The following is a 16,744-nucleotide window of genomic DNA, read 5'->3' on the forward strand; positions in this document are numbered from 1 at the left end:
GGGGATGCTCCTATAGAAGTCAAGCGGTGTTGAGGGTGGTGAAGTCGGCGAGGAGGGCGGTGTGGATCTCGCGGACGATGTAGCGCTTGAGGCAGCGCATGATTTCTTTCTTGTTGAGTCCTTGTTTGGTGCGTTTGTCGACGTAGGCGCGGGTGCGGGGGTCGTGGCGCATGCGGACCAGGGCGATGGTGTGCAGGGCTGAGTTGGCGGCTCTGTCGCCGCCTCGGTTGAGGCGGTGTCGGTCGGTGCGTCCGGAGCTGGCGGGGATGGGTGCGGCGCCGCAGAGGTGGGCCAGGGCGGCTTCGGAGCGCAGCCGGTCGGGGTTGTCGCCGGCGGTGGTCAGGAGTTGACCAGCGACGTCGGTGCCGACGCCGTGGACGGCGTTCAGGTGTGGGGCGGTGCGGGCGACGGCGGGTCGTAGTCGCCGGTCGGCGTGGGTGATCTCGGCGGTCAGGGCCTGGATCCGGGCGGCGATGGCGGCCAGGGCGGCTTTGGTGGCCTCGACGGGATCGGTGAGTCGGGTCTCGTCGACCGGCAACGCGGCGCACCGGTCGACCAGTGGTGCTTGCGGGTGGCTGAGGTCGTGGCGCAGAGACTCCGGCGCGGAGGCGAGCAGACCGTGGAGCTGGTTGAGCGCGGCGGTGCGGGCCTTCATCGCGCCGCGGCGGGCCACCCGCAGAGCGCGGATGGCCTCGACCGGGCCAGTGCGGGTCTTCGGGGTGCCGCTGGCCTGTCCGGACAGGGCCGCCCTGGCCGCGGCAAGCGCGTCGAGAGGATCGGACTTGCCCTTGGCGCGGCGGGCGCGCCGGTCCGGGCGGTCGACCTCGACCACCATGACGCTCTGCGCGGTGAGATGGCGGGCCAAGCCCGCGCCGTAGGTGCCGGTGCCCTCCACCCCGACCTTGATCACCTGACCGAACCGGCGTAGCCAGGCCAGGAGTTGCCGGTAGCCCGACGCCGAAGCGGGAAATTCCTGGTCGCCCAGTACCCGGCCGGCACCATCGATGGCGGCGGCGTGATGAGTTTTGCCGTGAGTGTCGACGCCGCCTGTGACCTGACGCTTCTTGGCTGCCATGCTGAAACCGTCGTCCCTTTCGCTTGCACCGAACAGGGTCGGCACGCACCGCCGGGACGGACGGACAGGACAGTGACGGGACCTCTTGCACAGGCTCCTATCAGGTCACGAACGCCCAGCAGGTGAGTGCAGGAACGGGTCACCCGGACAAGCCGACGAATCCCCTAGAAGACACCCAAGGTCAGTCAGAGGGTGAGTCAGACCGGCCGGGTGACCCGCTCCCACATCATCACTGTCAGGGGGTCAGGACTACCTGGAGTTCTGTGCGGCGGCGTTCGGCCAGGTCGGTCAGCAGGGTGGGGGCCTCGTCCAGGGGGACCACGGCCGAGATCAGGTGCTTGCGGATCACGTCCCCGTACTGGCGCAGCAGCTCCACCGTCTCGGCGGACAGCCGCTCCCGGTCCCAGGTCGGGGCCAGCCCGCGCGGCACCCGGCCGATCTGCGCGCAGCGCAGCGACAGCCCGTTGTGGTGGAACTCCTCACCGAGCCGGACCGCGTCCGCGCCGGCCTGGTAGAACGCCAGGTCGATCACCGTGCCCTGCGGGCGCAGCAGGCGCAGCGCGAGCTGCAACGCCCAGTCCTGGCCGCGGCACTGGAAGACCACGTCCGCGCCCCGGTCCCCGGCGGCGTGGTTCCACCGCGTCTTCAGCACCACGGCCGGGTCGTCCGCGTCCGGGTCGAGCGTGTCCAGGCCGAGCGCCTCGGCGACCTGCCGCCGCGCCGGTGTCGGGTCGACCACGACCACCGAGGCGGCGCCGTGGCGGCGGGCGAACAGGGCGGTCAGCAGCGCCACCACGCCGCTGCCGACCACCGCCACCCGGCGCCCGCGTACGCCGTCGCCGAGCGTGCGCACGTCGGCGCCGCACAGGTCGGCGGCGGCGTGCAGCAGCCCGTTGGCGCAGATCGGGCCCATGTGCGCGACGTACACGCCGAGCAGCGGGTCCAGGTCGTCGGGCAGCGGCACGAACCGCTCGGTGAGCGGGTCGGCGACCCAGCCGCTGCGGTGGCCGTACGTCATGGCGCCGACCTCACCCACCGCGACGGCCGGGGTGCGGCTCTCCACCACGCGCCCGACCTGCATGTAGCCGAGCCGGGTCACCGGGTACGGCGTGCTCGCCTCGCCGGGCCGGAACAGCCCCAGCCCGGCGTCCCAGGTGACGTTCAGGTAGGGGTTGGTGCCCTTGACGAAGCTCAGTTCGGTGCCGGCCGACACGCCGCTGTAGAGCGTCTCCACCCGGAACGTGCCCCCGCGCAGCTCCGGCGCGTCCAGTTCGGCCAGCTCGACCCGGCCGGGGCCGCCGACCACCACCACCCGGTCACGCATCGACGCTCACCCCCGCGTCCGCGGCCGGCGCGGTGAGCCGGGACGCCGGGCCGGTCGGCAGCGCCACCGGCCGTCCGGTACGCGCCGACTCGGCCACCGCGAGCGCGAGCCGGTGGGTGCGCAGCGCCTCGGCGTACGGCACCCGGACGTCGTCACCGAGGCCGCACACCGCGTCGACGAAGGCCCGGTCCACTGCGACCCGCGCGCTGTCCGGGTCGGCGGGCAGGTGGCGCTCGCCGTCGGCGTCGCGGACGGTCAGGCCGTCCTCGGCCAGCCACAGCGCCAGCCCGTCGGCGAGGATCTCCACGCCGGCCCGGTGCTTCCAGCCCAGCACGCAGGACGCGGCGAGCGTGCCGACCGCGCCGGAGCCGAAGCGCAGCGTGGCCGCGGTGACCGAGTCGATGTCGGCGCCGTCGACCGGCGGCGGACTGCCGTCGCCGTACGCGGTCACCTCGACCGCCTCGCCGGCCAGCAACCGGACCAGGTCCAGCACGTGCGCGGCCTGCTCGACCACCGGGCCGCCGGAGCGGTCCCGCCGCGCCCACCAGGCCACCGGCGGCACCTTGTCCAGCCAGGCGCCGTTGACCATGCGCACCGGCCGGTCGGCGAGCAGGCGCCGGGCCTCCTCCACCACGTGCAGGTAGCGCCAGTGGTGCCCGACGCCGGTGAGCAGCCCTCGCTGCTGCACCAGCGCCGCGACCCGCTCGGCGGTGTCCAGGTCCAGCGCCACCGGCTTCTCCACGAACATCGGCACCCCGGCGGCGACCACCGCCTCCTCGGCCGGGCCGTGCGCGAACGGCGGCACGCAGACGTACACCGCGTCCGGGCCGGCCGCGAGCAGCTCGTCCACGTCGCGGAACACCCGGCCGCCGTACGTGCCGGCGAGCGCACCCGCCGCCTCCGGCGCGACGTCCGTCACGCCGAGCAGCTCCACGTCCGCGAAGCCGGTGAGCACCCGGGCGTGGCGTTGCGCCACCCCGCCGGCCCCGACAAGTCCCACCCGGCAGGTACGCATGGACCACAACCTCTCGCACGACTGGAAAGACTGCGGACACCACTCCCCCCGGCGGCGTCGCGCCAAACTCCGCCGACGTGTGCAACGCAACGTTCATCCGCCCGGAACCTCCCGGTACGCGCCAGGTGATCAGGATGATGGGCAAGATCCGGTTAGCGCGGATGCGGGATTGGGAAAACCATGGTCCGCGATTCCACCATCTATGGGGGTGCCCGTGCGGGAATCAGATTCGACCGTCTCACCAGTGGTGGAGGCGTGGGCCACGTACCGCACCAGCACCGCCGCCGACTGGCCGGCGCGACGGCTGGTACGGGCCAAGGGCGCGAGCCGGGTCAGCGTGGTGCTGCCGGCCCGCAACGAGGAGGCGACTGTCGGCGCGATCGTGTCGACCGTCCGGGAACACCTGATGGACCGCGTACCGCTCGTCGACGAGCTGATCGTGGTGGACTCCCGCTCCACCGACCGGACCGCGCAGGTGGCGCGCGCGGCCGGCGCCGAGGTGGTCAGCCAGGACGCGATGACGCGCGGGCTGCCCCGGCTGACCGGCAAGGGCGACGCGCTCTGGGCCGGGCTGGCCGCGGCCGAGGGGGACGTGGTCGCGTTCGTCGACGCCGACCTGCGCGAGTTCCGCCCGCACTTCGTGACCGGGCTGCTCGGACCGTTGCTGACGGACCCGAGCGTGGAGTTCGTGAAGGGCTTCTACCACCGGCCGCTGGTCGGTGCGACGAGTGTGGAACCCGACGGTGGCGGACGGGTGACGGAGCTGATGGCCCGGCCGCTGCTCAACCTGTTCTGGCCGGAGCTGGCCGGTTTCGTGCAACCGCTCGCGGGCGAGTACGCCGGCCGCCGTGAGGTGCTGGAGCGGGTGCCGTTCGTCACCGGGTACGGCGTCGAGACGGCCATGTTGATCGACCTGCTGGAACTGGTCGGGCTGGACGCGCTGGCCCAGGTCGACCTGGGTGAGCGCAAGCACCGGCACCAGGACACCGCCGCGCTGGGCCGGATGTCCGCGCAGATCATGCTGACCGCCTGGTCGCGGCTGCAACGACGCGGATGGGCGGCCCCGGGGGTGGCGCCGACCGCGCTGCTGACCCAGTTCCGCCGGGGCGGCTCGGAGACGCTGCCCAACTTGGACCGCGAGATCGTGGTCAACGACGTGTCGGTGCAGGAACGCCCGCCGCTGGCGCAGTTGCGCCACCGTCTCCCCCGCCGCCGGGTGGCGGCCGCGTGAGCGGGGAAACCCGGAGAGAGGACAGCGCATGACGCTCACCGTGCTGATGAACGCCGGGCCGTGGCTGTCCGTGCCGCCGCCGGGCTACGGCGGCATCGAGAACGTGATCGCCACGCTGGTGCCGGAGCTGCGCCGGCTGGGCGTACGGGTGGTGCTCGCCTCGGTGGAGAGCAGCACGCTGCCGGTCGACGAGAAGATCACGGTCTTCCCGGACGGCCAGTTCCACGCGTTGCAGCGGCCGTACAACCAGGTCTGCGGCGTCTCCCAGGCGCACCTGTCCGGGGTGGTGCGGGCGCTGCACGCCCGCGACGACATCGACCTGGTGCACGACCACGTGGAGGCGGTCGGGCTGGCCACGCTCGCCGCGATGGGCCCGGACGCCCCGCCGGTGCTGCACACGCTGCACTGGGACCTGGCCAAGCACCCGGAGCTGTACGGCAACCTCGACGGTGGCGACCGGGTACGGGTCAACGGGGTGTCCGCGTCGCAGCTGGCACGCGCGCCGCAGGCGCTGCGTGCGCACTCGGTGGGGCACGTGCACCTGTCCACCCCGCTCGCTGTCGACGCCGACCGGCACGCGCCGGTGGCGAAGGGCGACCACGTGGTGATTCTCGGCCGGATCAACCCGGGCAAGGGGCAGGACCTGGGCGCCCGACTGGCGCAGGAGGCCGGGTTCCGGCTGGTGCTGGCCGGGCCGGTCGGCCCGTACCACCGGCCGGAGGATCTGGCCGCGGCCGGCGACGAGGCCCGGCAGAACCCGGACGTGCGTTTCTTCTACGAGCAGGTGGCGCCCTACGTCGACGGCGACCGGGTGCGCTGGGTCGGCACGGTGGCCGGGCGGGAGCGCGACGATCTGGTCGCCTCGGCGCGGGCGTCGCTGTTCCCGCTGCGCTGGGAGGAGCCGGGCGGCACCGCGGTGGTCGAGTCGCTGTCGCTCGGCACGCCGGTGGTGGCCACCGCCCGGGGCTGCCTGCCGGAGCTGATCGAGCACGGCCGCACCGGCCTGCTCACCGGCGACGAGCAGGAGCTGGGTGACCTGGTGCTCGCCGCCGGCGGGCTGGAGCCGGCCGAGTGCCGGCGGGAGGCGGCCCGGCGGTTCACCCCGGCCCGGATGGCGCAGCGGTACGTGGAGCTGTACGACCGGGTCCGGACGGGCGCGGCGAAGCCGTTGCAGCCCGCCTGAGCGTCGCCGGCCCGGCCGCCCCGCGCGGCCGGGCCGGCGTTTGCCCCCGGCGGCCGCGGGAATCCGGCGCTTCCCGCGGTGGCGAGGAGGCCGGCGTGACGAACTCGATGGCGCACTCCCGGGCACGGCGCAACCCGGCCGACGGGCGGGCGCCGGTACGCCGGATCGCCTCCGGGTTCGCCGTGCTCCTGCTGCTGCTCGGCGCGCTGGGCTTCGTGCCGGGCGTCACCGGCGACTACGCGGATCTTCGCTTCGCCGGGCCGGGCTCCGGCGCCCGGCTGTTCGGTGTGTTCCAGGTCTCGGCCGTGCACAACCTGGTGCATCTGGTGCTGGGGGTGGCTGGGCTGGTGCTGGCCCGTACCGTCGCCGGCGCCCGCACGTTCCTGGTCGGCGCCGGCGCGGTCTATCTGGTGCTCTGGCTGGCCGGGCTGGCGATCGACGGACGCGACGCGGCGAACGTGCTCGCGGTCAATTCCGCGGACTCGTGGCTGCACCTGCTGCTGGGCGCCGCCATGCTGGCGTCGGGGCTGGTCGCGGCGCGGCGCGGGGACCGCCGCTGACCTGCGCCCCGGCGGCCCGGATGCCCGGTTTCGCCGGCCCGGGGCGCGGGTACGTCCGTAGTCCTCCGGCTGCGGGAGGCGGGCGAAGCGCCCCGGCCGGGCGACCCTCCCCGACGAGATGGAAACGAGGCGGCGATGGTGACCCGGATCAGGTGCGAGGTCCGCGACGAGTCGCCGGTCACTGTCGTAAGGCTGGCCGGAGCGCTCGACCTGCACACGATGCGCGCGGTGCACGAGGTGCTCGACCGCTGCCTCGCCGCGCAGCCGGACGCCCTGGTCGTCGACCTGGAGGAGATCGAGGTCGGCGAGCCGCTGGCGCTGTCCGTCTTCGCCGCCGCCGCGCGGCGCGCCGCCGACTGGCCGGCGGTGCCGATGGTGCTCGCCGCTCCCTGCGCCGAGACGGCGGCCTGGCTGAACGAGACCACCGCCTGCCGGGTGGTGCCGGTACGCCGGGACTGCGCCGAGGCGACGGCGCTGGCCGGCGCGTCGGCCGCGCCTCGGCTGCGGGTCCGGCTGGAGCCGGTCGCCGGCGCCTGCCGGCGGGCCCGGGAGCTGGTCACCGAGGCGTGCGGTAAGTGGAACGTGCCGGAGCTGGCCGGCCCGGCCTCGCTGGTGCTCAGTGAGCTGGTCGGCAACGTGGTGCGGCACGCCGGCACCCCGATGCAGGTGACGCTGACGCTGCGCCGGCCGTACCTGCGGGTGGCGGTGATGGACGGCAGCCCGGCCGACGCCCGCGCCGCGAGCAGCCGCGATCCGCGTGCCGAGGGCGGCCGCGGGCTGATGCTGGTGCGCGAGCTGACCCAGCGCTGGGGCAGCACTCCGGTCGGCGCCGGCAAGGTCGTCTGGGCCATGCTCCCGGCGAACTGACCGAATTCTCCGCTCTCGCCTGGTTACATGGACAGAGGGCCGGGTACGCCCGCCCGTCCTGTCTGTCGTCACACGGGGTGAGATGCCATGCCCAAGCGGGTAGTCACGGAACCGGCACGAGACCGGGGGCCCGCGATCCTCGCGCCGGCCCGATTCGGGGGCTACCCCGGGCCCGTACGGGAAGCGGTGAAGGGCAACGCGCTGTGGCGGTTGCTGCGGACCACCGACGCCAAGCAGATCGGCCTGCTCTATCTGGTCACGTCGTTCCTGTACTTCATCGTCGGCGGGATCCTGGCGATGGTCATCCGGGTGGAGCTGGCCCGGCCGGGGATGCAGCTCGTCTCCCCCGAGCAGTACAACCAGATGTTCACCATGCACGGCACGATCATGCTGCTGCTGTTCGCGACACCGATGTTCTTCGGGTTCGCGAACTATCTGGTACCGCTGCAGATCGGCGCCGCCGATGTGGCGTTCCCCCGGCTCAACGCGTTCGCGTACTGGCTCTACTTCCTCGGCGCGCTGATGGTGATGGGCGGGTTCGCCACCCCGGCCGGGGCGGCGGACTTCGGCTGGACCGCGTACACGCCGTTGAGCACCGCGCAGCACTCCCCCGGCGTCGGCGGGAACCTGTGGGTGGTCGGCCTGGCCGTGTCCGGCCTGGGCACGATCCTCGGCGCGGTAAACCTGATCACCACGATCGTGACGTTACGCGCGCCCGGCATGACCATGTTCCGGATGCCGATCTTCACCTGGAACGCGCTGCTCACCAGCGTCCTGGTGATCTTCGTGTTCCCGCTGCTGGCCGCCGCGCTGATGGCGCTCGCCTCGGACCGGCTGCTGCACTCGCACGTGTACGACCCCACCACCGGCGGGCCGATGCTCTGGCAGCACCTGTTCTGGTTCTTCGGCCACCCCGAGGTCTACATCATCGCGCTGCCGTTCTTCGGCATCATCACCGAGATCATCCCGGTGTTCTCCCGTAAGCCGATCTTCGGCTACACCGGCCTGGTGCTGGCCACCGTCGCCATCACGGTGCTGTCGATGACGGTCTGGGCGCACCACATGTTCGCCACCGGGCAGGTGCTGCTGCCGTTCTTCAGCATCCTGAGCTACCTGATCGCGGTGCCCACGGGGGTGAAGTTCTTCAACTGGATCGGCACCCTGTGGAAGGGGCAGCTCACGTTCGAGACGCCGATGCTGTTCGCCATCGGCTTCCTGGTGACGTTCCTGCTCGGCGGCCTGACCGGGGTGCTGCTGGCCAGCCCGCCGGTGGACTTCCACGTGCACGACACCTATTTCGTGGTGGCGCACTTCCACTACGTGCTCTTCGGCACCATCGTGTTCGCCGCGTTCGGCGGCCTCTACTTCTGGTTCCCGAAGATGACCGGGCGGATGCTCGACGAACGGCTGGGGAAGATGCACTTCTGGACCATGTTCATCGGCTTCCACGCGACGTTCCTGGTGCAGCACTGGCTGGGCAACGAGGGCATGCCCCGCCGCTACGCCGACTACCTGCCCGGCGACGGCTTCACCACGCTGAACATGATCTCCAGCATCGGCTCGTTCGTGCTCGGCGCGTCCACCCTGTTCGTGATCTGGAACATCTGGAAGTCCTGGCGGTACGGCGCGATGGTCACAGTGGACGACCCGTGGGGCTTCGGCAACTCGCTGGAGTGGGCCACCACCTGCCCGCCGCCGCTGCGCAACTTCGACCGGATGCCGCGCATCCGCTCGGAGCGGCCGGCGTTCGACCTCAAGTACGGCCCGCTGGTCGCCGACCTGGGCCGGGACCTGCCGCAGCGCACCACGAAGCCGCCGCAGACCTTCCGCGAGGAGATGCACCACGAGCGGCACGAGCCGGAGTCGCCGTCGGCCGGCGGCGCGTACGGCGCGCCCGAGGCGGTGGACTACCAGCCCGCGCCGCAGTCCGGCGCCCGCCCGGTGGAGGTGCCGGCGCCGGAGGAGGTGCGCCGGCCCAGCTTCGAGGAGACCGACGAGCCGGAGGGCAGCGCGCTCAACGCCGAGCGCGACGAGCAGCCGAACGACAGGTGGCGGCACCCGCGCGGGCACGAGGACACCCCGGAGAACTGAGATCCGGACGAGGGCCGGCGCCGTCGGGCGCCGGCCCTCTCGTCGTACGCCGCGCGCCGGCTCCCGTGGCGGGAGCCGGCGCGGTACGTGCGGTGGATCAGTCGGCGGCCGGCAGTCCGGCCGCGGTGAGCGAGCGGCGCACCGCCGGCTGCACCCGGGTCAGCCGCAGCGGCACCCCGGTACGCGCGGCGGCCTCCCGGCCGGCCATCAGCGCGGCGATCCCGCCGGCGTCGAAGCCACCGGCGCCGACCAGGTCGACCACCACCTCGCGGGGTTGCCCGGTGACCGCCTGGAGCACCGCCCGGCGCAACTGGTCCGCGCCGGCCCGGTCCACCTCGCCGCCGACCTCGACGACCACCCGGTCGCCGTTCTGCTTCACCGAGATGCGTGCCCTGCCCGGTTCGGCCTCGGCCGCGCCGTTCTGCCAGGGCGGCGGCGCGTCGGCGAGCATCGCCTGACGCAGCCAGGTCAGCGCCCGCGACAGCAGCCGGGACACGTGCATCTGCGAGATGCCGAACCGGGCGGCGATCTCCGCCTGGGTCTGGTTGCCGTAGAAGCGCATCGCCAGGATGCGGCGCTCCCGCCACGGCAGCCGGTGCAGCAGGCCGCTGACGGTGACCCGGTCGTCCACCGACTCCAGCGCGTGGTCGGACTCGCCGACCAGGTCGCCGAACTCGGCCGAGCTCTCCCCGCCCACCGGCGCGTTGAGCGAGGCCGGGCTGTAGCCGGCGGCCGACTCCAGCGCGGCGAGGATCTCCTCCTCCGGCGTCTCCAGCCGGGCCGAAAGCTCGGCCACCGTGGGGGCGCGGGACAGCTCGCTGGTCAGCGTCGCCGTCGCCTGGCCCACCTCGAGGATCAGGTCCCGCAGCCGGCGCGGCACGTGCACACCCCAGGTGCGGTCGCGGAAGTGCCGTTTGATCTCGCCGACGATGGTGATGGCCGCGTACGCGGTGAACGAACCGCGTTCCGGGTCGTACCTGTCGACGGCGTTGACCAGGCCGAGACGGGCCACCTGCTCCAGGTCCTCCAGCGGCTCACCGCGCCCGCGGTAGCGGCGGGCGAGCCGGCCGGCGAACGGCAGCGCGAACCGGACCAGGTCGTCCCGCGCCTCCTGCCGCCGCTCCGGTGGCAGTCCCTCGATCCGGGCCGCGTACGCGAGCGCCGCCGCGTCCAGGTCCTCCAGACCCCGGTCGGTGGTCGGTGGTGTGGGTGTGGTGGTCTGTCCGAACATCCGCGCCCCCTCGCCGAAGAGCCCCCGCCCGGTCGGAACCGGTCGTGCGCGTGGTCGGACCACGCACCGGGTGAGGAAGTTGGGTTACGTGACGGATACGTCGAAAGCGGTGGCTGCCCGCCGCACGGCGTCGTGGGCCGTTTCGCGGCGAGCGGTCTTCCCGCTCCGTAGGTACTCAATCACGGACCGCAGGATCGCGAGGAAGTTTCGCCAGGTTGGCCGTAGAGCCGTTCCCGGCGGCCGGTCAGCAGACCAGCAGGCCCTGGTGGGCACCCGCGTCACGTAGCGCGGTGAGGGCCTCGGCCATCCGCAGCGGCAGCGGCGCGGGCAGGTCGCAGGGCTGGTTGCGCAACACCTCCGTGGCACGTCGGGTGGGTACCGAGGCCACCGGGTAGCCGCGGGCGGCACCCCGGTCCAGGGCCCGCCTGCGGCGCCCGAAGCCGGCCACCGCCAGCCACTGGGGCAGCCCCGCGTACGCGGGCGAGCGCAGGCCCGGCGGCTCCGGCAGCACGTCCACCGAGCTGAACGGCTCGCTGCCGGCCAGCCACCACTCGACGCCGGCCACCCGGCGCGCGGTGGCGTTCTCGCACCAGTAGGGCACCAGGCCGGCTCGCAGCACCTGCGCCGGGTCGAGCAGCCGGCCGCACTCCACCACCAGCCGGTTCCCGGTCTTGCCGGCCCGCCGCAGCCAGCGCCGGTACAGGTCGGCGGTCACCGCGCTCAGCGCGTCCGGCTGCGGCACGACCACCCGGTGCAGCGGATGGCCGTGCCGGTCGCCCCAGGAGCGGGCGTCGTGCTCGAAACCGGGCTCCACGCCGTGTTCGGCGAACGCGCCCGCCACCGTGACCTCCGGCGCCTCCCAGCGCGTCTCGTCCCCGCCGGCGGCGCGCAGGACCTGGCCGAGGGCGCGGGCGTCCGGGTGGAAGTCGACCGGGTCCAGGCCGCCGGCCGGGCAGCCGGCCTGGAAGCTGTGCCCGTCGCCGCAGTCGCGTACCGGCCAGGTGCGGGCGTCGTGCAGCAGCAGCACCGGCGCGGCCGGTTCGAGCCGGTCGGCCAGGAAGTGCGCGTACGCCTTCGGCAGCGTGCGCCAGCGCACCGCGAACGTCACCGCCGCGCCGGCCGCCGCACCTCGGCTGGCCGGGCAGTGCACCTGGCGTACGTGTACGCGCGGGTTGCGGTCGAGCAGCCGGGCGGCCAGCGTGGCCCCGTGCGCGAACGCGGCGTCCGGGCGGTCCACCGCGCCTCGGCTCCACTGCCCGGCGACCTCGAACCCGGCCGGTAGCCAGGGCACGCCGAGCGCCACCGCGAGGTGGGCGGCCGCGCCGTGCGGCGAGCCGAGCACCACACCCGGCCAGCGCCGGTCCGGGTACTGTCCGGCGAACCACCCGGCCACCCGCTCGGCGTCCACCGCGGCGATCTGGTCGGCGGTGAGCGCCGCCCGCCCGGCGGCCCGGACGGCGGCGGCACGGCGTACCGGCTCGGGCGCCCCGGTGAGGCGGGACAGCGCGCCCGGATGGCCGAGGTCGCCGCAGTCGTCGCCGCGCAGCGCCCGGGCGGTCGCGGCGACCAGGACCCGGGCGGCGCTGCCGGGCACCACCACCCGCTCCACGGGCAGCCCCGCGCCGCTGACCGGCGTCCGTTCGACTCGTTCGCTCACCACGCGGCCCGGCTTCCCGTCCCTCTGGGGTCTAAACGGGGCATCTCCCCACGGGTCAGGACCAAGGCCCGCCCGGTAACGGCACCGCCCGCGACACCCAGGTACGCCGTCGCGCCGCGTGCCCGCCGTCGCGGGCGCAACAGCGCTCGGGTGCGGGTTTGGGCCGGACCGGGACGGGCACTGCACCGCGCATGCCCGACGACGAGAGCACCCCGGCGGCGACCATCACCCCGTACCGGGACGGACCACTGCTGGTACGCGGCGACTTCGCGCTGGTCACGCCCGAGGGCACGCCGATCGAGACGCGCCGGGGCACCGTCGCGCTGTGCCGGTGCGGCAAGAGCGCGATCAAGCCGTTCTGCGACGGCACGCACAAGGTGGCGGGCTTCCGCGCCGACAGCGACCGCGAGGGCTGACTCCCACCGCCCCTCCCCCGCGATCTTGCACTTGGGCACCCGGCAATCCTCGCGAACCGGGCACCACGGGGGCCACAACCGCAAGATCGCGGGGAACGGGGTGGGTCAGGCTGCGGCGAGGACCTCGGCGGGCGGGCGCAGCGAGGACTCCCCGGCCGACCAGGCGTCGAGCAGGTGCGCGGCGAACAGGGCGTCCACGGCCAGCGCGGCGGCGGCGCCGAACAGCACGTCGGACACGAGCGCCGGCTCGGCCCGGACCAGCCCGCCGCACATGTCGTACGCGGCGACCTGCTCGTGCACGGCGTCGGCCTCGACGTGCTCGTCGTAGAAGCGCGTGGCCACCGCGTCGAAGCCGAGCCGGCGCAGCCCGTTGCCGTAGCGGCGGTTCGGCAGCGACGAGGTCATCTCGTACGCGGCCAGGTGCCCGAGCAGTGCCCCGCGCAGCCGCCGGTGCAGGCCGAACAGCGACATCAGGTTGTTGGTCGCCAGCGTCACCGCCGGCACCCGGTCCAGGTGGGCGGCGTAGCCGGTGTCCAGGCCGAGCCGGTCCATCGTGGTGCGGAACAGCTCGGCGTGCATCCGGTCCAGCCGGCCGTTGCCGTACTCGTCGGTCTGGATCTCCACGAGGGCGGCCTTCGCCGGCCCGCCGAGGCGGGGCAGCGCCCAGCTGTGCGGGTCGGCCTCGCGCAGGTGGTAGATCGAGCGGTGGGTGACGAACTCGCGGAACCGGCCGAGGTCGGCGCGGCGTTGCAGCGCGGCGGCGAGCGGCGGGCCGTCGTCGGCGGCCACCAGGTCGGCCAGCGCGCCCGGCACGGCGGCCGGCAGCACCGCCGGCGACGGGCCGGCCAGCTCGCGCAGCGCCGCCTCGAACGGCCGCTCGGCGCGGGCGCGCAGCGCCAGCAGCGACGGCTCCCACTCCCACGCCTCGTCGACGCCGGACCAGCCCCGGTAGTGCAGCTCGTAGCAGAGGAACAGGGTGAGCTGGAGATCCTCGTCGGTCAGCGGCGCGGCCACCGCGTCGAATGCGGCGCCCAGCCCGGCCGGCAGCTCCCGGGGAGCGTCGCGCAGCGCGGCCAGCAGCGCGGCGGAGACCGGCCCGCGCGCCGTGGGTAGCGGGGCGGGGCCGTAACGACGGTCGGCGGCGACGGACATGGAACCTCCCGGGACGGTTGTGCCTGGTCGCAGTGCCCCGGAGTGATCCGGCTAAACGACCTCGTCCGCCGCGATGGCCTCGGTCTGGATCACCCGCTCCCGCACCCGGCGGGCGGCGTCCCCGTCGGTCACCAGGCCGCGCAGGTCGGCCAGCGCCGGTTCGGGCGCGTCCAGCGGCACGGCCGGGTCCACCACCGCCTCCAGGACGGCCGGCCGGTCGGCCGCGAGCACCTCGTCCCAGGCGGGTCCGACCAGGTCCGGCCGGTCCACCCGGACGCCGTGCAGCCCGAGCAGGCGGGCCCACCCGGCGTACGGCACGTCGGAGCGCCGCCCCCCGGGCGTCCGCCCGCCGCCCACGCCGGACTGGTCCCGGTTGTTCAGCACCAGCACGATCAGGCGGGGATCGCGCCACCGCGTCCAGTGGTGGGCCACAGTGATCAGCTCGGCCAGGCCGTTGAGCTGCATCGCGCCGTCGCCGAGCAGCGCGAGCACCGGCTCGTCCGGGCGGGCCAGCTTGGCCGCGACCGCGTACGGCAGGGCGCAGCCCGTCGAGCCGAGCGTGCCGCACAACTGCGCCCGCACCCCCGGCGGCAGCTCCAGGTGCCGGGCGTACCAGTAGATGACCGAGCCGACGTCGACGGCGACGCCGGCGTGCCGGGGCAGCCGTGCGGACAGCTCGCGGAGCACGAGCTGCGGGTTGACCGGCTCGGCCGGGGCGGCGGCGCGCTCGGCCGCGGTCTCCCGCCACCGGTCCACCATCTTCTCCACCATGCCGCGCCACTCGCGGTGGGGATTCTCCGGCACCCGGGTCAGCAGCGCCCGCAGCGTCTCGGCGGCGTCGCCGACGAGCGGCACGTCCACCGGGTAGCGGGTGCCGATGCGCCGGCCGTCGATGTCGATCTGGATGGTGCGTACCTGGCCCGGCATCGGGAACCAGTCGGTCCACGGGTCGTTGGTGCCGATCATCAGCAGCGTGTCGCAGGAGCCCATGAGCTGCGCGGCGGCGGTGGTGCCGACCTCGCCGAGCACGCCGGTGTGGAACGGCAGCCGCTCGTCGAGCACCGGCTTGCCCAGCAGCGACGTGGCGACGCCCGCGCCGAGCCGGTCGGCGAGCGCGACGATCTCCTCGGCCGCGCCGTGCGCGCCCTGGCCGACGAGCATCGCCACCCGCCGCCCGTTGCCGAGCAGCGACGCGGCGGCGTCCAGGTCGGCGTCGTGCGGCAGCACCCGGGCCAGCGGCTCGCCGGGCGTCGCGGTGACCACCCCGGCGGTCTGCGGCAGCAGGTCCGGTACGGCGGTGACCTGCAACGCGCGCGGCAGCACCACGCAGGTCGGGCTGCGGGTCGCCGCGGCGGTACGGAACGCCTGGTCCAGCAGCGTCGGCACCTGTTCCGGGCTGCGGCCGTAGCGGACGAACTGGTTGCACACGTCGCCGAACAGCCGGCTCAGCCCGATCTCCTCGTGCGCGCCGCCGAGCGGGCCGGTGACGTCCTCGCCGATGATCGCGACCACCGGCTTGCTGTCGAGCTTGGCGTCGTAGAGCCCGTTGAGCAGGTGCACCGCGCTCGGGCCCTGGGTCGCCAGGCACACCCCGACGCCGCCGGTGAACTTCGCGTGCCCGGTGGCCATGTACGAGGCGGTCTCCTCGTGCCGGGCGGGAACGAAAGCCGGGTCCCCGCCCGCGTCGTCGAGCGCGCCCACGAGCGGGGCGATCGCCGCGCCCGGACAGCCGAAGACCCGCGGCACCCGCCAGGCCCGCAGGCGTTCGACCACCAGGTCGGCGACGATGCGCTCAGCCATTGCCCCGCCCCGGCGTGCTCGCGTCGACGTAGCGCAGCACCGCGCCGACCCCGTCGGTCAGCTCCGGCGCCTCCTCGGGCGCGAGCACCGTGAGGTCCGCGTCGGTGCCGATCAGCGCGCGCAGCAACGCCGCGTCGGCGCGTACCCGCTGCGGGTCGGCCACCGACATGCCGGCCAGCTGCGCCGGGTCGGTGGCGATCTCGGTCGGCTCGGGGCCCACCCACAGCTCGCCGTCGGCCGACGGGTCGTCCACGATGAGCATGGTGTCGACCTGGTTGCGTTGCAACGCGGAGACCACGGCGTCGAGTCCGGCGCCGACGTCCTCCTGGACGCCGAAGCGGTCCAGCGCGGCGGCGATCCGCCGGTCGGCGACCTCGGCGACGGTCTGCACCGTGATGTCGTCCATCAGCGTGTCGTCGGCGCCCACGTCACGTGCGCCGGCGTCGGTGCGCACCAGCACGTCCTGCCAGCGCGCGGGGAGCTGGGCGGCGATCATGCCGGTGGCACGGACGTCCCCGGCCACCACCACGACGTCCGCGCCGACCCGCTCGGCCAGGTCGGCGGTGGCCGCCGCGGCGTCACCGGCGTTCTGATGCCACGCCTCCATGGCGGCGCGCTGGTAGCGGGACTGCGACCAGCCGCCCGGCTGCACCCGGCGCAGCTGGCGGCTCTGCCCGCCCTGCACCTGGGCCCGCCGGGGCACCCCGCCGGCGCTGACCGCCACGGCGTCCGCGCCGGTACGGTCGGCCAGTACCCGCACCCAGGCCACCTGCTCGCCGCGCTGGGCCACGAGCGGCATGGTGTGCGGCAGCGCCGACCAGCTCGCCAGGTCGCGCAGCGGCGGCGCGGAGAGGTACTCGGTGAGCACCACGCGGCCCCGGCTGGCGAACACGGCGATGCCGTAGTCGCCGGGCATCGGCTGGTGCCGGCGGACGACCTCCTCCACCGCCTCGACGGTGACCGGGTCGGCGCCCTGCCCCAGCAGATCGCCCTTGAGGGCCCGCCAGCGCAGGTCGACCTGCGCTCGCGCGTCCTGGGTGTCGCGGGAGGCGTCCATGTACACCGAGCACCACGGCCCGGGACGGTCGTAGAGCGGGCGCAGGAAGGACAGCTGCATGCTCGACCCCTTTCCGGCTCGGCCG

Annotated in this window: 14 protein-coding genes; 6 read left to right on the forward strand and 8 right to left on the reverse strand. The window is 74.3% G+C overall.

The features are described 5' to 3' along the window. Nucleotides 1-19: 19 nt before the first annotated feature. The 3 genes from GA0070562_RS26625 to GA0070562_RS26635 all read right to left on the reverse strand — a co-directional run bounded on the left by GA0070562_RS26625 (nucleotide 20) and on the right by GA0070562_RS26635 (nucleotide 3,414). Nucleotides 20-1,075, reverse strand: coding sequence for an IS110 family RNA-guided transposase (locus GA0070562_RS26625; RefSeq protein ID WP_091415896.1), 1,056 nt, complete (start codon nucleotides 1,073-1,075; stop codon nucleotides 20-22). A 235-nt stretch (nucleotides 1,076-1,310) separates the two neighbouring features. Continuing rightward, nucleotides 1,311-2,399 carry a zinc-dependent alcohol dehydrogenase gene (locus GA0070562_RS26630; protein ID WP_091427106.1) on the reverse strand — a complete coding sequence of 363 codons (1,089 nt, stop codon included), beginning with the start codon at nucleotides 2,397-2,399 and terminating at the stop codon, nucleotides 1,311-1,313. After that, nucleotides 2,392-3,414 (reverse strand): Gfo/Idh/MocA family protein, encoded by a 1,023-nt coding sequence (locus GA0070562_RS26635; RefSeq protein WP_091427107.1) that lies wholly within the window; start codon nucleotides 3,412-3,414, stop codon nucleotides 2,392-2,394. Before GA0070562_RS26635 ends, GA0070562_RS26630 begins: the two co-directional genes overlap by 8 nt. A 202-nt stretch (nucleotides 3,415-3,616) precedes the next feature. On the opposite strand from GA0070562_RS26635, the gene GA0070562_RS26640 reads away from it, so the two are divergent. The 5 genes from GA0070562_RS26640 (at nucleotide 3,617) to ctaD (ending at nucleotide 9,346) form a co-directional block, all read left to right on the forward strand. After that, nucleotides 3,617-4,645: a glucosyl-3-phosphoglycerate synthase gene (locus tag GA0070562_RS26640; RefSeq protein WP_175438886.1), complete on the forward strand. Its 1,029-nt coding sequence runs from the start codon at nucleotides 3,617-3,619 to the stop codon at nucleotides 4,643-4,645. Between the two features lie 28 nt (nucleotides 4,646-4,673). Further along, on the forward strand, nucleotides 4,674-5,828 hold the full coding sequence (locus GA0070562_RS26645) for a glycosyltransferase (RefSeq protein WP_091427108.1): 1,155 nt from the start codon (nucleotides 4,674-4,676) through the stop codon (nucleotides 5,826-5,828). Nucleotides 5,829-5,935: 107 nt separating this feature from the next. Then, nucleotides 5,936-6,388 carry a DUF4383 domain-containing protein gene (locus GA0070562_RS26650; RefSeq protein WP_091427350.1) on the forward strand — a complete coding sequence of 151 codons (453 nt, stop codon included), beginning with the start codon at nucleotides 5,936-5,938 and terminating at the stop codon, nucleotides 6,386-6,388. 135 nt (nucleotides 6,389-6,523) lie between these two features. Next, the gene (locus tag GA0070562_RS26655; RefSeq protein ID WP_091427109.1) at nucleotides 6,524-7,255 is read left to right on the forward strand and encodes an ATP-binding protein; all 732 of its coding nucleotides are present in this window, start codon (nucleotides 6,524-6,526) and stop codon (nucleotides 7,253-7,255) included. Nucleotides 7,256-7,342: 87 nt separating this feature from the next. Beyond that, entirely contained in the window at nucleotides 7,343-9,346 is a 2,004-nt protein-coding gene (gene ctaD, locus GA0070562_RS26660; protein WP_091427110.1) for an aa3-type cytochrome oxidase subunit I, read from the forward strand. Between the two features lie 97 nt (nucleotides 9,347-9,443). Here the strand turns inward: ctaD and GA0070562_RS26665 are convergent, their stop codons facing one another. Both GA0070562_RS26665 and GA0070562_RS26670 read right to left on the reverse strand, forming a co-directional pair. Next, nucleotides 9,444-10,577, reverse strand: a complete 1,134-nt coding sequence (locus tag GA0070562_RS26665) for a SigB/SigF/SigG family RNA polymerase sigma factor (RefSeq protein ID WP_091427111.1) — start codon at nucleotides 10,575-10,577, stop codon at nucleotides 9,444-9,446. Between the two features lie 244 nt (nucleotides 10,578-10,821). After that, on the reverse strand, nucleotides 10,822-12,237 hold the full coding sequence (locus GA0070562_RS26670) for a hypothetical protein (RefSeq protein ID WP_091427112.1): 1,416 nt from the start codon (nucleotides 12,235-12,237) through the stop codon (nucleotides 10,822-10,824). 188 nt (nucleotides 12,238-12,425) lie between these two features. Between GA0070562_RS26670 and GA0070562_RS26675 the strand changes: the two genes are divergently transcribed. Then, the gene (locus tag GA0070562_RS26675) at nucleotides 12,426-12,650 is read left to right on the forward strand and encodes a CDGSH iron-sulfur domain-containing protein (RefSeq protein ID WP_091427113.1); all 225 of its coding nucleotides are present in this window, start codon (nucleotides 12,426-12,428) and stop codon (nucleotides 12,648-12,650) included. A 105-nt stretch (nucleotides 12,651-12,755) separates the two neighbouring features. Here the strand turns inward: GA0070562_RS26675 and GA0070562_RS26680 are convergent, their stop codons facing one another. From GA0070562_RS26680 to GA0070562_RS26690, 3 genes are read right to left on the reverse strand one after another with little or no spacing between them, the layout of a single operon-like run. Continuing rightward, entirely contained in the window at nucleotides 12,756-13,802 is a 1,047-nt protein-coding gene (locus GA0070562_RS26680; RefSeq protein WP_091427114.1) for an iron-containing redox enzyme family protein, read from the reverse strand. A gap of 51 nt (nucleotides 13,803-13,853) precedes the next feature. Further along, the gene (locus tag GA0070562_RS26685; protein WP_091427115.1) at nucleotides 13,854-15,602 is read right to left on the reverse strand and encodes a thiamine pyrophosphate-binding protein; all 1,749 of its coding nucleotides are present in this window, start codon (nucleotides 15,600-15,602) and stop codon (nucleotides 13,854-13,856) included. After that, nucleotides 15,595-16,719: a baeRF2 domain-containing protein gene (locus tag GA0070562_RS26690; protein WP_091427116.1), complete on the reverse strand. Its 1,125-nt coding sequence runs from the start codon at nucleotides 16,717-16,719 to the stop codon at nucleotides 15,595-15,597. The genes GA0070562_RS26685 and GA0070562_RS26690 overlap by 8 nt, the downstream gene beginning before the upstream one ends. Between the last annotated feature and the right edge of the window lie 25 nt (nucleotides 16,720-16,744).

Source organism: Micromonospora tulbaghiae (assembly GCF_900091605.1).
GTDB classification, from domain to species: domain Bacteria; phylum Actinomycetota; class Actinomycetes; order Mycobacteriales; family Micromonosporaceae; genus Micromonospora; species Micromonospora tulbaghiae.